The organism is Veillonella sp. 6_1_27 (assembly GCF_000163735.1).
GTDB classification, from domain to species: Bacteria; Bacillota; Negativicutes; order Veillonellales; family Veillonellaceae; genus Veillonella; species Veillonella parvula_A.
Window position 1 is genome coordinate 198,255 of the sequence record NZ_GG770215.1, and the last position, 17,544, is coordinate 215,798.

15 protein-coding genes are annotated in these 17,544 nt (G+C 35.5%); 14 read left to right on the forward strand and 1 reads right to left on the reverse strand.

From position 1 onward, the window contains the following. Genes HMPREF0874_RS00900 through HMPREF0874_RS00915 form a run of 4 tightly spaced genes read left to right on the forward strand, consistent with a single transcriptional unit; the run spans window position 1 to window position 4,558 of the window. Window positions 1–933: a bifunctional riboflavin kinase/FAD synthetase gene (locus HMPREF0874_RS00900; protein WP_004693017.1), complete on the forward strand. Its 933-nt coding sequence runs from the start codon at window positions 1–3 to the stop codon at window positions 931–933. 12 nt (window positions 934–945) lie between these two features. Beyond that, window positions 946–1,710 carry a shikimate kinase gene (locus HMPREF0874_RS00905; protein WP_004693019.1) on the forward strand — a complete coding sequence of 255 codons (765 nt, stop codon included), beginning with the start codon at window positions 946–948 and terminating at the stop codon, window positions 1,708–1,710. After that, window positions 1,710–3,863, forward strand: a complete 2,154-nt coding sequence (locus HMPREF0874_RS00910; protein WP_004693020.1) for an ATP-dependent RecD-like DNA helicase — start codon at window positions 1,710–1,712, stop codon at window positions 3,861–3,863. The genes HMPREF0874_RS00905 and HMPREF0874_RS00910 overlap by 1 nt, the downstream gene beginning before the upstream one ends. Beyond that, the gene (locus HMPREF0874_RS00915; RefSeq protein WP_004693022.1) at window positions 3,863–4,558 is read left to right on the forward strand and encodes a ComF family protein; all 696 of its coding nucleotides are present in this window, start codon (window positions 3,863–3,865) and stop codon (window positions 4,556–4,558) included. The genes HMPREF0874_RS00910 and HMPREF0874_RS00915 overlap by 1 nt, the downstream gene beginning before the upstream one ends. Before the next feature lie 41 nt (window positions 4,559–4,599). Here the strand turns inward: HMPREF0874_RS00915 and HMPREF0874_RS00920 are convergent, their stop codons facing one another. After that, window positions 4,600–5,202, reverse strand: coding sequence for an HD-GYP domain-containing protein (locus HMPREF0874_RS00920; protein WP_039964918.1), 603 nt, complete (start codon window positions 5,200–5,202; stop codon window positions 4,600–4,602). Window positions 5,203–6,105: 903 nt separating this feature from the next. Between HMPREF0874_RS00920 and HMPREF0874_RS00925 the strand changes: the two genes are divergently transcribed. From HMPREF0874_RS00925 to csaB, 10 genes are all read left to right on the forward strand, one after another. Further along, window positions 6,106–6,912, forward strand: a complete 807-nt coding sequence (locus HMPREF0874_RS00925; RefSeq protein WP_008600779.1) for a basic amino acid ABC transporter substrate-binding protein — start codon at window positions 6,106–6,108, stop codon at window positions 6,910–6,912. Window positions 6,913–6,923: 11 nt separating this feature from the next. Continuing rightward, window positions 6,924–7,580, forward strand: coding sequence for an amino acid ABC transporter permease (locus HMPREF0874_RS00930; protein WP_004693053.1), 657 nt, complete (start codon window positions 6,924–6,926; stop codon window positions 7,578–7,580). Continuing rightward, complete coding sequence (locus HMPREF0874_RS00935; RefSeq protein WP_004693054.1) at window positions 7,577–8,302, forward strand: amino acid ABC transporter ATP-binding protein; 726 nt, start codon at window positions 7,577–7,579, stop codon at window positions 8,300–8,302. Before HMPREF0874_RS00930 ends, HMPREF0874_RS00935 begins: the two co-directional genes overlap by 4 nt. Window positions 8,303–8,818: 516 nt before the next feature. After that, window positions 8,819–9,016, forward strand: coding sequence for a cold shock domain-containing protein (locus tag HMPREF0874_RS00940; RefSeq protein ID WP_004693056.1), 198 nt, complete (start codon window positions 8,819–8,821; stop codon window positions 9,014–9,016). A gap of 241 nt (window positions 9,017–9,257) precedes the next feature. After that, a complete protein-coding gene (gene hpf, locus HMPREF0874_RS00945; RefSeq protein WP_008600782.1) occupies window positions 9,258–9,785 on the forward strand; it encodes a ribosome hibernation-promoting factor, HPF/YfiA family in 528 nt (175 codons plus the stop codon). Between the two features lie 218 nt (window positions 9,786–10,003). Continuing rightward, on the forward strand, window positions 10,004–12,439 hold the full coding sequence (gene secA, locus HMPREF0874_RS00950) for a preprotein translocase subunit SecA (protein ID WP_004693148.1): 2,436 nt from the start codon (window positions 10,004–10,006) through the stop codon (window positions 12,437–12,439). 120 nt (window positions 12,440–12,559) lie between these two features. Further along, a protein-coding gene (gene prfB, locus HMPREF0874_RS00955) for a peptide chain release factor 2 (RefSeq protein WP_206669385.1) occupies window positions 12,560–13,667 on the forward strand; the annotation gives its coding sequence in 2 pieces (ribosomal slippage) (window positions 12,560–12,616 and window positions 12,618–13,667; 1,107 coding nt in all). An 8-nt stretch (window positions 13,668–13,675) separates the two neighbouring features. Further along, on the forward strand, window positions 13,676–14,371 hold the full coding sequence (locus HMPREF0874_RS00960; protein ID WP_004697145.1) for an LmeA family phospholipid-binding protein: 696 nt from the start codon (window positions 13,676–13,678) through the stop codon (window positions 14,369–14,371). Between the two features lie 12 nt (window positions 14,372–14,383). Then, window positions 14,384–16,426, forward strand: coding sequence for a DUF5693 family protein (locus HMPREF0874_RS00965; RefSeq protein WP_008600787.1), 2,043 nt, complete (start codon window positions 14,384–14,386; stop codon window positions 16,424–16,426). Then, the gene (gene csaB / locus HMPREF0874_RS00970; protein ID WP_004693157.1) at window positions 16,419–17,519 is read left to right on the forward strand and encodes a polysaccharide pyruvyl transferase CsaB; all 1,101 of its coding nucleotides are present in this window, start codon (window positions 16,419–16,421) and stop codon (window positions 17,517–17,519) included. Before HMPREF0874_RS00965 ends, csaB begins: the two co-directional genes overlap by 8 nt. The last annotated feature ends 25 nt before the right edge of the window (window positions 17,520–17,544 follow it).

Genomic DNA, 17,544 nt, shown 5'->3' on the forward strand with positions numbered 1-17,544 from the left:
ATGAAGCAACTACATTCGTTTGATGAACTACGTCAAATCAAAGATACAAAAGTATATGCCCTTGGTACCTTTGATGGCATTCATCGAGGTCATCAACGAGTTATACATAAGGCTGTTGAAGAGGCTATATCAGTCGATGGGGTTAGTATCATCATTACCTTCGAGCATCATCCATTGACTATATTACATCCAGAACGAGTACCTAAACGAGTGATTCAAGAAGAGATTATGGATACTGTGCTAGAAGAACTCAAAGTTGACTATATTTTGCGGTTACCTATGACTGAAGCATTATTAAAAATGACTGCAGATGAATTCTTACATGAACTCTGCAATGATATGAATGTGGAAGCTATTGTAATCGGTGAGAACTTTACATTTGGTGCAAAGGGGCTTGGTAATCCAGAATATATGAAACAAGTGGTAGCGGATAAGAATATACGAGTTCTTGTACAGCCTTTATTACCTTGTGATGGTAGTAGTACACCTATTTCTAGTACAGAAATTAGAAAAGCTATTCATGAAGGGCATTTGGAGGATGCAAATCATTGGCTAGGTAGGCCATTCCAGTTTAAAGGAACTGTGATTAAAGGTGATCAACGGGGACGCACATTAGGATTTCCTACATTAAATCTATTACTTCCTAATGAAATGGCTACACCTCCAGACGGAGTCTATGCTAATCGTGTATGTATTGATGGTATTTGGTATGATGGGGTAGGCAATATTGGAGATAATCCAACCTTTAGAAATCAGTACCATAGATGTGAAGTACACGTTTTTAACTTTGACCAAGATATATATGGAAAAGAAGTAATTGTACAGTTCATTTCTTATATTAGAGGGGAAGTTAAATTTAATAATTTACAAGATCTTATCGATCAAATGAAGGTAGATGAAGAACAGGCTCTAGCTATTTTGGCTAATGCATAAAAGGGGGTTCTCATGGATATTAAAGAAGCTCGAAAACAGATAGATAGTATTGATTCTGTATTAGTTACGGAGTTTGAGAAGCGACTCACACTGATTAAAGAAATTGGTAAATATAAGGATGAACATCACTTACCACTTATTGATGAAGAACGGGATGAAAGTATCATTGCTTTACATACTCAAAATTGTAAAGATAAAGTTTTAGCACCTTATGTTGAAAATTATATAAAAACCGTCGTTTCTATGAGTAATGAGTTCTTAAAGGAGCATATGCATAAGCATATTTTTCTCATTGGTATGCCTGGCGCAGGTAAAACTACTGTTGGTAAGGTTCTAGCAAAAGAGTTAGGCCGCGACTTTTTCGATCTAGACCAAACGATTCAAGACAAGGTAGGTAAATCCGTTCAAAATATTTATATTTACGATGGTAAAGATGCTTTCAGTGAATATGAATATAGTACAATCAAAGAATTAATTCACAATAAACCATCTGTCATTGCTACAGGTGGCGGCACTGTTACCTATGATAAAACTGTTAAATTGATGCGCAATAATGGTCTTGTTGTATTTGTTAACCGCGATGTAAATCATATTTTAGATGATTTGGATCTAGAGATTCGTCCGCTTGTAAAAGAAAGTATCGAATATATTTTTAATGTATATGAAGAACGTTATCCTTTATATGAAGAAGTAGCACATATTAAAATTGGTAACGAAGGCAGTATTACCGATGCAGTGCAAGAAATTATTGAAGCTTTGCCGAATACGGAGAAATAATGGACGCCATACGAGGATTTGTATACCGAACTATATATGAGAATACACAACGTACATATTGCGTGTTTATCCTAAAAGATTATAATGAGGAATACATTACTTGTACTGGCAAATTTGAGTCTCCTAAAGAAGGGGAAGACATCGAAGTACGGGGCCGCTATGTAGAACATGAAAAGTACGGCCGCCAATTTGATGCGAGCAGTGTTGAAAAGTTAAAACCTGATAATATGGGTGCTGCCAAGACTTATTTGTTGAATCTAGGAATAAAAGGTTTTGGTGAAAAATCCGTAGAGAAGGTACTAGAATATTTCGGTATTCGTATTTTAGAAATTTTACGGGAAGAACGTCCAGAAGAGATTAAAGATGTTCCAGGTCTCCGAAAGAGTGTTAAGGATGAGCTATTCAATACCTTACTTGGCGAAGGTATTTTATCTGATTTAAATCATTTTTTTGAAAGTCATCACATTTCATCGAAATGGAGTCGTATTGTATATACCTATTATGGTGTGCAGTCTGTCGCAGTTATAGAGGATAATCCTTATACATTATTACGTGTAGCACCGGATATGCTTTTTGGTACGGCCGATACACTAGCAGAGCATCTTGGTATTAATGGTAGTGATACACGCCGTTTAGAGGCTGGTTTAGAATGGATTCTACGTAGTCTAGATAATCAAGGTCATACATGTTTACCAGTAGACCAACTTATCGGTCGACTTGACGATTTATTACAAACTGATGTAGATGATATTGCGAACTTTATTGAAAGCCTGCTGGAACAAGGTGCACTGTATAGTACGTATTATGAAGATATCTTATATATCTATCCGCCAGAGATGTATGTTTCTGAAGTGGAAGGTGTCCACTATACTCGTGAGTTTCTATTAGAAGCTGATCCAATAGCATTAGATATTTCTAGTTTTATTGAAAAGTTTGAACGAGACAACTACATTATCTTTGGTGATGCTCAAAAAGAAGCTATACAGCTCTCATTTTTTGAAAAGTTTTCTCTTATAACTGGTGGTCCTGGTACAGGTAAAACAACTATCATCAAGGCACTAGTAAAAGGTTTCCAACTCGGTGGATTGGGGCGCATTATACTTTGTGCTCCTACGGGACGTGCTGCAAAGCGTCTGACCGAGGCCACTGAGTTTGAAGCTACTACAATTCATCGTCTATTGGTACCTGTTCAAGGTAGTGACTCCTATGACTTTACAAAGAATGAAGATGATCCTCTAGATATAGATGTCATTATCATCGATGAAGCATCTATGCTTAATGTGCGTTTATTCTATTCTTTGATGGCTGCTATTCCAAAGGAAGCCCATGTCATTATTGTGGGTGACGTAGATCAATTACCACCTATAGGTGCTGGGTTCGTATTAAAAGATTTATTAGATAGTGATTGTGTGCCCTATACACGACTTAATCAGATTTATCGTCAAAGCTCTGGTAATACTATCGTTGAAAGTGCTTACGCAATTAACCGTGGTGAAATGCCTAACCTGGAAGGTGTGAGCGAAGAGTTTTCTTTTATTCCTGTTAAATCTTATGACATGATGATGAAAGCCATCATTGATGTATATAAACGTGAACAAGAGACGATAGAGGATGAATTAGATATTCAAATTATTTCTCCTATGCGCCGTGGTGAAGCAGGTAGTACATTGATATCACAATATGTACAACAAGCCGTAAACCCTCCAGATAGCTATAAGGGAGAAGTTCGTGTCAATGGCATTACGTATCGCGTTGGGGATAAGGTTATTCAAATTCTCAATGATTATGAGTTAGAAGTGTTTAATGGCGAAATTGGCGTTATCTATGCTATTACGCGGACCGATATTTGTATCCGATTTATCCATAAAGAGGTTCGTCTACCTATCGATGAAGCACATATGATTATGCCTGCTTATGCTATTACGGTCCATAAGAGTCAAGGTAGTGAGTATGGTGTAGTTATTATTCCATTTGTTCCACGTTATGGTGGTATGTTACAACGTAATTTGTTGTATACTGCTGTTACACGGGCAAAGCGTAAAGTAATCATCGTTGGTACTACGAGCGCAGTTGAACGTGCTGTGCGTACTGTTAATGCCGATGAACGTTACACATTGTTTAAAGAACGACTACAAGGGAGATGTGATTCGTAATGAGTCTTTGGGATTTCCTATTTCCACCTGTATGCCCTCACTGTGGTGCACCTGTGGCAACACAAGGGGATTGGTGTAAAGCTTGTTTTACAGATTTATTACATATTCGTCATGTACCACATAAATTTTTACACTATGTAGATGATGTATGTGTGTTGGCCGAATATCGTGGTGGTCTAAAGTCTATGATTTACGATGTAAAATTTAATGAAAAAAAGGAGCAGTCCAAAGGGGCCGCTCCTTTTTTAGTATCGTACAACTTTTACATGAAATATAATGAGTCTAATATTGTGAATAGTAATTGTAAAATTATGTATGATTATATTGTTCCTGTACCATCTAGCGAAAAGAAAAAAGCTAAGAGAGGATATAATCAAGTAGATTTATTCTTTCTTGAATGGGCTCATTCTTTATGGGAGATAGATAGAAAAAACTTTAAATGGTTAGATTGTATATACAAGTTTGATACTTCTCGAGATATGTGGGGATTAACAAATAAAGAAAGACATCAAAATATTGATGATGCCTTTGTTATATGTGCTGATTATAAGGATATTGATTTTACCAATAAGAATATATTAATTGTTGATGATATATATACTACAGGTGCCACAATTGAAGCTGTAGCAAAAGTCTTACAAAAGCATAAAGCGCTACGCATTGATGCCCTTACGCTGGCTAGTGGTAGTTTCTAATCTTTATTACTAAATGTAGGAATATAATATTTGATTTCATATTAGCCAAGCACATCAATAAATGCTTTAACTACATCAGGATCAAAGAGTGAGCCAGATGCACTAAAGAGTTCTTCTTTTGCTTTAGCTTTTGTTTTCGCCCAAAATTCAGTAGAAGGATTAACTGTTGTATCATAGTAATCTGCTACAGCAATAATTCGAGCTCCTAACGGAATATTGGCACCACGTAAATGTTTGGGATAACCAGAGCCATCCCATTTTTCATGATGGTAACGAATATAAGGCAAAATTTGTTGGCAGCAAGGATAGTTTTCAATCATATTGGCTCCACTTGCCGCATGTTGTTTATACTTAGACATTTCTTGCTTATTAAGATATGGAGATTTTTGGATTAATGCATTAGGTACCATTAATAGACCCACGTCATGAAGTAGAGCTGCGTGACGAATCTGTTCAATTTCATTTAATGGCAAACCCATTTTAGCTGCGATGCTAACAGCATAGTTTGAAACCTGGATAGAATGTGTATAGAGATGATAGCTTTTTATTTGTATCATCTGTAAAAGTTGTGCGCTTATGGCTTCTAAACTATCTTTCTCCAGTTCATACAAACCTGATGGTTGCATCAATGATAACATAAACATAATAAACCCCTCTAACTAACAAACTGAACATATGGTACAACCCCTCGTACTTATGTTCATATCGTACAACTTTAGGCCGTTCTAATTTAACAGTATACAAATTATACACCATAAATAATTTTTTGTGTATGATACGTATGTTCTTACAAATATGTTGTATTCATATTTAGCATACAAAAACTAATTGACAATTTAAGAATCCACTAGATATGGTACTTAAAAAATGTGATTTTAGAAATATTAAAATATTATGAAGAATATTTTAGGTTTTCTATTCCAATTTTCTATACATCAACAAATAGGGGTTGCAAAATTTATTCTCATTGTTCTAAGAATTATGCGATAGTATGTTTGGTAAAAAAATTATGTTTGGCTACTTAACTATATAATCAAAATTTTTTAAAATAATAGTAAAACTAGACATGAATACTGTTATTCTTTATAATATGTCTATACGGGTCTGTGGTTGAAAGTCGAGGCTAGTCGCAGGCAAAACGATCCACATAAGCAGCCCAAAGGGTTGTGAGCATGGTGCGGCTTAGGTGTAAGTCCTGCCGATAAAATCGAGAGAGGTAGTAGTGGGGAGTCTTGGACTTATGAGCGAACCTTCCAGCAGGCGAGTGTGGGGGCAAAGACCAGGTCAGCCGTATAGGGGCACATGAGGCTTTTCTCATGTGCTTTTTTTATACAGTTGTATATTATAAAATCTATAGAAAACCACTAACTATGGGAAAGTTTTTATACATGAACGTAATATTTATACAAACAATGTATAAAATTAAAATATAAATATAGAGATTTTGCGATTGCATCTAAAATTATATACAAAATTATTGACATAATTATACTTAATCTATATACTATTATAAAGTAGTAGTAAGTTAAAATAATGAGGTTGATAATATGTTAAATAGCAAAGTAAAAAAAATAATTCTTGGCGGTTGTATGTTAGTGATGGCGGCTTCTTTAGTTGGTGGATGTGGTTCTTCTAATCAACCTACATCTAATAAACTTGTCGTTGGCACTAATGCTACATTTGTTCCATTTGAGTTTAAAGATGAAAAAACTCAAGATTATACAGGTTTTGATATTGAATTGATTCGTGCGATCGGTAAGCGTATTAATAAAGATGTAGAGCTAAAAAATGTAGCTTTTGATGCTTTGATTCCAGCTTTGAACACACATGATATTGATGTTGCTGCATCTGGTATGACCATTACAAAAGCGAGAAGTGAAAAAGTATTATTTTCTTCTCCTTATTATGAAAATGCCTTAGCAGTAGTATATAAAGATGGAACGGCTGTGAATTCTCTTGATGACTTAAAGGGTAAAAAAATTGCAGCCCAATTAGGTACTACTGGTGCAGATTTAGCTCATAAAATTGAAGGTACTACTGTAAAAGAATTTGACCATAGTAATGAAGCTTTGTTAGAATTACAAAATAGTGGAGTAGATGCAACTGTAATCGATTTACCTGTAGCTCAATATTACAGTACTAAGCATCCTGATCAACATATTAAATTTATGGCATATCCAAATACTAAAGAATATTTGGGCTTAGCAATTAATAAGGATAACAAAGCATTGCAAGAAGAAATTAATAAAGCAATTGCTGATATGAAGGCTGATGGTGAATTTAATACATTATATAAAAAATGGTTTAATGTAGATACACCTGCTGATATGCCAGTAGTTTTAGAATTTAAATAATAGGAGAGATTATGAGTTTTAATTGGGGGTTAATTGCGGATAATTTACCGCTCTTGCTACAAGGTGCTCTAGTGACTGTAGAAATTACAGCCATGTCTGTAGGTTGTGGCTTTTTTATCGGTCTTTTAGTATCTTTAGCAAATTTATCTAAATTTAGATTAGTTAGATTGCTTGCAAAATGTTATGTAGATATCATTCGTGGTACACCATTACTGGTGCAAATTTTCCTAATCTATTTTGCCTTGCCTATGATTACAGGTCAACGGATTGATCCATATATTGCGGCTGTTACCGCATGTAGTATTAACTCTGGTGCTTATGTATCTGAAATTTTCCGTGCTGGTATTCAATCTATTGATAAAGGTCAAATGGAGGCTGGTCGTTCTCTTGGTTTAACTTGGGGACAAACCATGCGTTACATCATTATGCCTCAAGCTTTTAAAGCAATTATTCCTCCGTTAGGGAACGAATTTATTGCCATGTTGAAAGATTCCTCTTTAGTTTCTGTTATCGGTTTCGAGGAGTTGACACGTCGTGGTCAATTAATCATTGCTAAAACCTATGCATCCTTTGAAATCTGGGGTACGGTTGCTGTGATTTACCTTATTATGACAGTGACTATCTCACAATTAGTTGGATATCTTGAAAGGAAATATAGCATTAAATGATTAAATTAGAAAATGTACATAAATCTTTTGGTAAAAATGAAGTACTAAAAGGTATTAATTTACATATTAAACAAGGTCAAGTAGTTGTAATCATCGGCCCTTCTGGTTCTGGTAAAAGTACGGTACTGCGCACTATGAACTATTTAGAGGAACCTACATCTGGTAAGGTTATCGTAGATGGCATGGATCTTTCTGATAAGAAAAAGTTAAATGACGTTCGTGCTGAAGTAGGAATGGTATTCCAAAACTTTAATTTGTTCCCACATATGACAGTTATGGAAAACCTTACCTTAGCACAAACTAAGGTTCGTAAAACATCTATGGAAGAGGCTAAGAAGATAGGTCAAGCTTTACTTGATCGAGTAGGCTTGGCGGATAAAGCCAATGCATACCCTGATTCTTTGTCAGGCGGTCAAAAGCAGCGTGTTGCTATTGCTCGTGCTTTAGCTATGAAACCAAAAGTAATGCTTTTTGATGAACCTACTTCAGCTCTTGATCCTGAAATGGTTAGTGAAGTGCTAGATGTTATGAAGTCTTTAGCTGAGGAAGGTATGACGATGGTCATCGTTACTCATGAAATGGGCTTTGCGAAAAAGGTAGCGGATAGAGTGTTATTTGTTGATGGTGGCTTGATTTTAGAAGATAATACACCTGAACGCGTATTTGATGCACCTACCAATGAAAGAACAAAATCATTCTTAGATAAAATTTTGTTAGATTAAATAATATAATTATAGGAAGCAAATTCTAGAATTAGAAATTGCTTCCTGTTTTTTTACATTAAATTTAACCTATCTATTTATATTAATTTTTATTATATATGTATAGCTTAATATCTATTAATATATTTGATAACTTTTAGACTGAATTTATTAATTATAAAGAGTTTGTATAAAGATTTACAGGGTAGATTAATCTGAAAAACACGATTATTGCTATAAATATTTGTGATATAACAATAATTTATACAGTCATTTTTTAAAATAATAATTTTTAATTCACATATTTTTATGATTATAAAAATATACAATTAATTTATAGGGTGTATATAATTATTTATAACATGTATAGATATAGGGATTGTTGAGATTTACAGCAAATGATATTCTTATTTCTAGTGTTTGTATATTCATTAAAAATGTAAATATTGTTGTTTGATATTTTATACATGCTGTGTTATGATACACATATAGAGCAAGACAGCAAGACAATATATATATTTTTAGGAGGATGTTACCATGTTAGGTAAAGTAAAATGGTTCAGCGCAGAAAAAGGTTATGGTTTTATTGAACGTGAAGACGGTAGCGATGTATTTGTACACTACTCTGCAATCCAAGACGAAGGTTTCAAATCTTTGACTGAAGGTCAAAATGTAGAATTTGAGATTGTTGATGGAAACCGTGGACCTCAAGCCGCTAACGTTGTTAAAGCGTAACTACATACCAAAAAAATTATAAAAACAATATATAATTGGACCCTGATAGTATATACTATCAGGGTTTTTGATTTTCTATATACATTTTATACATAATTCTACAAAAAATATAAGATTTTTAGATAAAAAAGAAGGAGTTTTACAGTTGGATGTAGAAATACTAAATATAACACGAGAGATAAGGTTATATAATACCACACACTCGCATCTCGTGGATGATTTTTAGAAAGGGTGTTGACTTATGAAAGTAGCAATTAGAGGAAAAAACATTGAAGTAACAGATGCCTTAAGAGCATATATCGAAAAAAGATTGAGTAAATTGACTCGTTACTTCGATGATGAGTTAAATGCACAAGCGGTTTTATCCGTTGTAAAAGATAAATCTACAATTGAACTTACATGCTTTGTTGATAAAATCGTTCTTCGTGGTGTGGAAACCAACGATGATATGTATGCAGCTATTGATTTAGTAGTAGATAAAATTGTTCGCCAAATCCATAAATATAAAACTCGTTTGGCTAAACGTTTCAAAAAACAAGAAGCTTTCCATCCTGAAGCTTTGGCAACTCCTGTGGAAGAAGAAACTATTGAAGTTGTAAAACGCAAACACTTTGTTGTGCGTCCTATGGATGTTGAGGAAGCGATTTTACAAATGAATCTTATTGGTCATGATTTCTTTATGTTCTTCAATGCTGAAACTGAATCGATGAACGTTGTATATCGTAGACATGATGGTTTCTATGGTTTGATCGAGCCAGAACTTCAATAATATATAATGTCGGCTGAACTTAATCCTAACTCCTTTCTACTTTAAATCAGCCGATTATTATATTAAGGTGGATGACTTAAAATAGTCATCCACCTTTTTTGCCAAAATAATATTATAAATAATCTTGAAATGCCTTGAATTCTTTGACTATTCAAGGCTTTTTCGTTATAATAAGTTAGATAAAATAATGTAAGATGTCCCGTAGAGGAGTGATTTGTTTGTTAAGCTTTTTACAAAGGCTATTAGGCAATAATAACGCAAAAGAAATTAAAAAAATGCGTGCTATTGCAGATCATATTAATGAAATTGAACCTAATTATATTAAATTAAGTGATGCTAACTTAGTGGCAAAAACTGATGAGTTTAAACGTCGTTTGCAAAAAGGGGAAACGTTAGACGACCTATTGCCAGAAGCATTCGCTGTAGTTCGTGAAGCATCTAAACGCGTTTTAGGCATGCGTCATTTCGATGTACAGTTAATGGGGGGCATTTGCCTTCATAATGGTAATATCGCGGAGATGCGTACTGGTGAAGGTAAAACATTAGTAGCTACATTGCCCGTATATTTGAATGCATTGACCGGTAAGGGTGTACACGTTGTAACAGTAAATGATTATTTGGCGACTCGTGATAGCGAGCAAATGGGACGTTTATATAATTTCTTAGGACTTTCCACGGGTCTTATTGTGGCTAATCTTGACTTTAATCAACGTAAAGAAGCCTATGCGTGTGATATTACATATGGTACAAATAATGAGTTTGGTTTTGACTATTTACGCGATAACATGGTAACCGATGTTGTTCAAATGGTACAACGACCATTGAATTATGCCATTGTGGATGAAGTAGACTCCATTCTTATTGATGAAGCAAGAACACCATTAATTATCTCAGGCCCTGGTCAACGTTCCACTGATAATTATTATAAATTGGCTAAAATTGTTCCTCACCTTATAAAAGATGAAGACTATGTTATCGATGAAAAACAAAAAACTATTGCCCCTACAGATTCTGGCATCGCAAAGGTTGAAAAAATGCTTGGTGTTGAAAACCTATATGATGCAGAAAATATCGAGTTGAATCATTTGCTTGGTGCTTCTTTGCGTGCCTATGCTATGATGCATCGTGATACAGACTATGTGGTTAAAGATGGTGAAGTTGTTATCGTCGATGAATTTACGGGCCGTTTGATGTTTGGACGCCGTTACTCTGATGGTTTGCATCAGGCTATTGAGGCTAAAGAAGGTTTGAAAGTTGAACGCGAAAGCCAAACCTTAGCATCTGTTACATTCCAGAACTATTTCCGTATGTATGATAAATTATCAGGCATGACAGGTACTGCTAAAACAGAGGAAAAAGAATTTATCGATATTTATGGATTAGAGGTTATACCAATTCCACCAAATAAGCCTTTAATCCGGATGGATTTGCCTGATCAAATTTTTAAAACTAAAGCTGCTAAATATCGTGCTGTAGTACGAAATGCAGTAGAACGCCACCAAATAGGGCAACCTATTCTGATTGGTACTACATCTATTACACAGTCTGAAGAACTTTCAGACATGTTGTTGCGTGCAGGTGTACCTCATAAAGTATTGAATGCTAAACATCATGAACAAGAAGCAGAAATCGTTGCAGCTGCTGGCCAAATGGGAATGGTAACAATCGCTACTAATATGGCTGGTCGCGGTACAGATATTACTCTTGGAGAAGGTGTGCCAGAACTAGGTGGTTTAGCAATTCTGGGGACAGAACGCCATGAAAGCCGACGTATCGATAATCAATTACGCGGACGTGCTGGTCGTCAAGGGGATCCTGGTTCTTCTCAATTCTTCTTATCATTAGAAGATGACTTAATGCGTATCTTTGGTGCTGATAATATTACAGGTATCATGGATAAACTTGGTATGGAAGAGGATGAACCTATCGAGCATTCTTTGATTACTAAATCTATTGAACGTGCTCAAAAGAAAGTAGAGGATCATAACTATAATATTCGTAAATATGTACTCGAGTATGATGATGTTATGAATCAACAACGTGAAGTATTATACGAACAACGACGTCGTATTTTACGTAACGAATCCTTGCGTGAAACAATTAATGAAATGATTGACAAGCTTGTTACCGAATCTGTAGATGCTTATGCTGATGAAAAGCTCTATCCAGAAGAATGGGATTATGAAGGTCTCTATAAACATTTAAGTCAATATTTCTTAACAGAGGAGATTATGTCTTCTCAAGATATGGAAGAATATAGTCGTCAAGACTTATTAGAACGCTTATTAGAAATTGCTCATGAAGAGTATCAAGATCGCGTTGATATGCTTGGAGAGGCTATGTTTAGTCAACTTGAAAAGGCGATTATGTTGCGCGTTGTTGATAATAAATGGATGGAACATTTGGATAATATGGATATGCTACGAGAAGGTATTGGCCTCCGTGCATATGGTCAAAAGAATCCGTTGGTAGAATATAAGTTTGAAGCTTTCGATATGTTCCAAAACATGATTGCAGCTATTCAAGATGAGACAATCATGGCATTATATAAAATTCGTGCACAATTGATTCAAGAAATCGAAGAACCAGTTGATCACTTAGAAGGTGCACAATCCCATCATGAAGATGTGTTGGAGCCACAAAACATAGATTAAGATTTGTGAATGGCACGTTGCTCAAAGGGATTTCCACTGGGCAACGGCCATTTTTCTATTTTGTTAAGGTAATAGTTTATTGATGTAATAGGCTAATTAACTAAAGGTGGTGAACATAAATTGTTAGAAGATTTAAAACCGATTATTTCTAATCTAGAAGAACGTATTTATGGGATGAGGGATTCACTTTAACATCGCTCAGAAGGAAGACCGAATATTTACACTTGATGTACAGATGAGTGATCCTACATTTTGGGATAATCCAGATAAAGCTCGTGAGATTTCTCAAGAGGCCACACAACTAAAAAATGCTGTAGAAAGCTATAAGCAACTTGTTAGTGATATTGAAGATGCTAATATGATGCTTGAAATGGCTATAGATGAAGATGACCTCTCCATGGAGAGTGAAATCAAGGAATATGTTAAGCAAATAGAAGAAACCTTGGAAAAGCAAGAAGTACTTTTATTGTTAAGTGGTGAATATGATGCAAATAATGCTATTTTAACATTTCATGCTGGTGCTGGTGGGACGGAGGCACAAGATTGGTGTTCTATGTTAATTCGCATGTACTTGCGCTGGGCTGAAAAATCTGGCTTCTCCATCGAGTTAATGGATGAACAACCTGGTGATGAAGCAGGGATAAAATCTGCTACATTCCTTGTTAAAGGTGAAAATGCCTTTGGTTACTTGAAGTCTGAGAAAGGTGTGCATCGTCTCGTTCGTATTTCACCATTTGATGCCGCGGCTCGACGTCATACATCATTTGCTGCTGTCGATGTAATGCCTGAAATCGATGATACTGTAGAAATTAATATCGATATGAAAGACGTTCAAGTTGATACATATCGTGCTAGTGGCGCTGGTGGTCAGCATATTAATAAAACCGATTCTGCTGTTCGTATGACCCATAAGCCAACAGGTATTGTAGTACAATGCCAAACACAACGTTCTCAAATGCAGAATAGAGAACAAGCTTTACGTTTGTTACGGGCGAAACTATTTGAGTTAGAGCTCGAAAAGCAAGCTGAACTTAAAGAACAGATTGGAGGTACCTACCAAGCAATTGAGTGGGGGAGTCAAATTCGTTCCTATGTATTCCATCCATATAATCTTGTTAAGGATCATCGTACTAGTGTAGAAACTGGTAATGTTCAAGCTGTTATGGATGGCAACTTAGACCCATTTATCGAAGGTTTCTTAAAAAAAGAGGCTAACTTAACAATTTAGGAGATACTATGAAAAAGTTTTTACTATTCCTATTAGTGCTAATTATTGCTCTTGTAGTGGCATCCCAATTTTTATTACCATCTTTTATTGGCTCTCGTATTGAAAGTCAATTAAATGAAACATTGAAACCAACGGCTCAAACAGTAAATGTTGAGGCTCAACCTGCTTTCAAAATTTTATATGGTGAGGTGGATCGTGTTTATGGCACTTTGGAGAATATTAAACTGGGTAAATTGAATTTTGCTAGCTTCCGATTTGATGCTAAACAAATTTTTGTTAATCCAATTTCTTTATTAGCTAGTCAACAAATTGATATCGTTAGTGTTGGGAATGCTAGTATTGATGGGACTATTAATAAAGCTGATTTAGGGACTTTCTTAAGTAATGAAGCAGGTAGTGATATTCAAGACGTACAAGTTGACATTAGTAAAGATAATATCAGCCTAACCGGTAAAATGAATGTAGGCATGGTGTTTAAAGGGGATGTTAAATTAGATGGGAATTTAGAGTTAAAGGGCAATACATTATTGTTTTCACCTAAAAAGTTCACCATAAATGGTGCTACAATTCCTGGTATGACATCTAATGTGTTAGAAAGTACTCAAATTTATGACTTTAACAATTTTCCAATTCCTGTAAAAGCGGAAAGTTTAACTGTTGATAATGGTGAAATTCTCATTAAAGTTAAACCTGTACTCAACTAGAAAGGATTTGTCGTGAATCATCGGAACGCACAAAAAAGTAAGTACTCATGGATTCTTATACTTTGTATTATTATAGGTCTTTTATCTTCCTTATACTTAGTATTTGAACGCCATCAGATTGAGAAATCTCAAAATCATATTGAAAATATTGTAGACTATGATGCAGTTTTACGAGCCAGCGCCTTTGAAAAGCGTAGTCAACAAGAAGCTTTTGATGCATTACATAATGCTGGTGTGACTGCTTTTGCTATTTATGATCGCACGTTAGAAAAAGCAAAAGATGCGGGCCAAGTTAAAGTATTAAGCTCTGAAGAGATGGACTCTGTTCGTGTTAATGGCGCTGCGATTAAACCTGGGGCGACTTATGTGGCATTAATTTCAGGTAAAGAAGGTTATTATAAAGAAATTCGAGAGGATTTATACCACCGTATTGGCAAGGACAAGGTGAAAGAGCTTAATACAAGTATTGGTCCTGTTCTTGAATTGTATGGTGCAACAGCAGATAGCTATGCAAAGATGAATCTTGGTATTTCAAAGTTGCAAGCACAAGAGGTTGTAGATCGTGGTTTCAATGTTATCGTTCGTCCAACAAACTATAGAAACGTAACATCTGAAGATATTCAATATGTATTTAAACGACTTGAAGGCATTCCTCATGTAACAGGGATGATTTTTGCTGGTAAAGAAGCTCTAGGTGCACCTAATTTAACGGATGAAACATTAGCATTACTAAATAAAAACCATATTCCACTAGTTGGTATCGAAGCTGTAAATCAGTTGCAGTATGAGCCACAACAAGGTTTCTTGGAAATGGCGGCCAAAAATAATTATAGTGTAGGTCGTGTGTATACTATCGCTAAAGAGGAGTTAAAGAAAATTACCCCTGAAGAAGCGGCACAACGCTTTTACATTAGTGATATAGAGCGAAATATTCGTTTTAACTTGTTTCCGATGTATGAAACAGGTATAAATAATGAAACTGTATTACAGACTACAATCAACTATATTAACATAGCTACAGAGAAATTGGCTGTAAAAGGTTATGAATTTGGTCCAGCGGATATTTATCCTGTTTATACACCAAATCCATTATTAGTAGTTATTACAATGATCGGGGCTATAGCACTTTTTGTATATGTTCTACAAATGATGTTACCAATGTCTAAGCATACGCAACTTGTGGCCTTTTTTGGAATTTCTTTGGCATCCATTGTTGTATTTATTCTTACAAGTGGTACCTTAATTACTCAAATATGGGCTCTATCTAGTGCTATTATGGCTCCTGTAGGTGCTATGATACGCTTGATGGAAGAGTGGCGCCGTTATGATGGTGCACGTCCATTAGGTGCCATTAAGTCTACGATTCTTGCCTTATTATATCTTGTAATTGCTGCATTATTTGCTGCTATTGGCGGAATGTATATCGCATCTTTATTGGGCAATACGAAATTCTTTATGGAGTTTGCTCTCTTTAGAGGTGTTAAGTTGACCTTTGTTCTGCCAATTATTTTAGTTATTATTGCGTACCTTCAACGATTCCCATTGTGGAACGGCCGCATGATTAATTCCAAAGAAGAAGCGAAAACATTTGTAGTGGAATTCTTAACTATGGATGTTAAATTATATGTATTCTTTATAATAGCAGCACTTGGTGGTGCAGTATGGGTATTTGTTGGCCGTAGTGGACACACTGCAGGTGTTCCTGTACCAGGCTTTGAACTTATGCTACGTCGTTTTCTTGAAAATACAATGTATGCGAGACCGCGTGAAAAAGAGTTCATTATTGGTCATCCTGCTTTAATGCTAGCTACCTTTGCGTTCATGCGTAAGTGGCCTACAGTAATTCATTTCTTGTTAACTCTAGCTGGTGTTATTGGCATTGCTTCGATGGTTGAAACCTTCTGTCATCTTAGAACGCCAGTGTTCATGTCCATCATGCGTGGTTATGATGGTTTGTTAATTGGCGCCCTTTTTGGAGTGCTTCTTATCATCGCAGTACGGTTTATGATGTACGTAACACAATGGTTCCAAGCTAGGGAGGTTGACCATGAGTAATATTGTTATCTCTGGTTATTATGGCTTTGGTAATGCTGGTGATGAGGCCATGCTTTGTGCTATTATCGATGCTATTCGTAAAGAAGAGGCTGATGCACATATTACTGTAATTTCTGGTAATCCTAAAGAGACTAGTAAAAAGCATAATATTAATGCTGTAGGTACATTTTCTGCATTGGGTATCTTAAAAGCAATTGCTCATTCGGATCTTGTTATTAGTGGTGGTGGTAGTTTATTACAAGATGCTACTAGTATTCGCAATACTTACTATTACTTAAGTATTATGGCGTTAGCAAAGTTGCTTGGGAAAAAAGTAATGCTATACTCCCAAGGTATTGGTCCTTTAAATCGTTCATCAACACGTCGTGCCGTTGGATTTGTATTGCGTTTTGTAGATACTATTACAGTTAGAGATTCTATTTCAAAGGATGAACTAGTTTCTTTGGGAATTGAAGATGTAGAAGTTACTGCAGATGCGGTATTGGCCATGCAACCAGCAGATCTTTCAATTGGCTCTCATATTCTGAAAGGGTATATATCTAAAATATCTGAAGCAGATGAACAACGTAAACGAATTGGTGTGGCGGTTCGTAGTTGGAAAGAGGATACAGAGTATAGAGAATCCTTAGCTAATGTATTGAGCAGATTACAAGAACAAGATAATGTGGAAATTATCTTTATTCCTATGTCACATCCTGAGGATACAAAAGAGGCTAAGATCATTGCCAGCTATATGCCGAATGGCGCTATTGTGCTAGAAGGTCCGTTCTCTACAGAGCAACAAGTGTCATTATCTGGAAATGTGGACCTCATGATTGGTATACGTCTTCACGCTTTAGTTTTTAGTTCTTTAATGGGAAAACCAGTTATTGGTATTTCCTATGATCCTAAAATTACAAGCTTTTTACATATGATTGGTCAAGAGCCTATTGGCACAATGACTCATTTGCGTGAAGAAGCCTTATATCAATGGTGTCATAAATTGTTGAATTCTCGTGAGGAGTATCAAGCATCTTATGATCGCATTGAATCATTGCGTGTAGATTCCCAACGCAATGCAGAAATTGCTATTTCATTACTTAAAGATTATTAATATATTGGATTTTATCCAGAAAGTG

What these genes read in the sequence shown, in the direction of transcription:
- HMPREF0874_RS00900 (WP_004693017.1), top strand. Translation starts at nt 1, where the DNA reads ATGAAGCAACTACATTCGTTTGATGAACTACGTCAAATCAAAGATACA.
- HMPREF0874_RS00925 (WP_008600779.1), top strand. Translation starts at nt 6,106, where the DNA reads ATGTTAAATAGCAAAGTAAAAAAAATAATTCTTGGCGGTTGTATGTTA.
- csaB (WP_004693157.1), top strand. Translation starts at nt 16,419, where the DNA reads ATGAGTAATATTGTTATCTCTGGTTATTATGGCTTTGGTAATGCTGGT.
- HMPREF0874_RS00935 (WP_004693054.1), top strand. Translation starts at nt 7,577, where the DNA reads ATGATTAAATTAGAAAATGTACATAAATCTTTTGGTAAAAATGAAGTA.
- hpf (WP_008600782.1), top strand. Translation starts at nt 9,258, where the DNA reads ATGAAAGTAGCAATTAGAGGAAAAAACATTGAAGTAACAGATGCCTTA.
- HMPREF0874_RS00920 (WP_039964918.1), bottom strand. Translation starts at nt 5,202, where the DNA reads ATGTTTATGTTATCATTGATGCAACCATCAGGTTTGTATGAACTGGAG.
- HMPREF0874_RS00960 (WP_004697145.1), top strand. Translation starts at nt 13,676, where the DNA reads ATGAAAAAGTTTTTACTATTCCTATTAGTGCTAATTATTGCTCTTGTA.
- HMPREF0874_RS00940 (WP_004693056.1), top strand. Translation starts at nt 8,819, where the DNA reads ATGTTAGGTAAAGTAAAATGGTTCAGCGCAGAAAAAGGTTATGGTTTT.
- HMPREF0874_RS00905 (WP_004693019.1), top strand. Translation starts at nt 946, where the DNA reads ATGGATATTAAAGAAGCTCGAAAACAGATAGATAGTATTGATTCTGTA.
- HMPREF0874_RS00930 (WP_004693053.1), top strand. Translation starts at nt 6,924, where the DNA reads ATGAGTTTTAATTGGGGGTTAATTGCGGATAATTTACCGCTCTTGCTA.
- HMPREF0874_RS00910 (WP_004693020.1), top strand. Translation starts at nt 1,710, where the DNA reads ATGGACGCCATACGAGGATTTGTATACCGAACTATATATGAGAATACA.
- HMPREF0874_RS00915 (WP_004693022.1), top strand. Translation starts at nt 3,863, where the DNA reads ATGAGTCTTTGGGATTTCCTATTTCCACCTGTATGCCCTCACTGTGGT.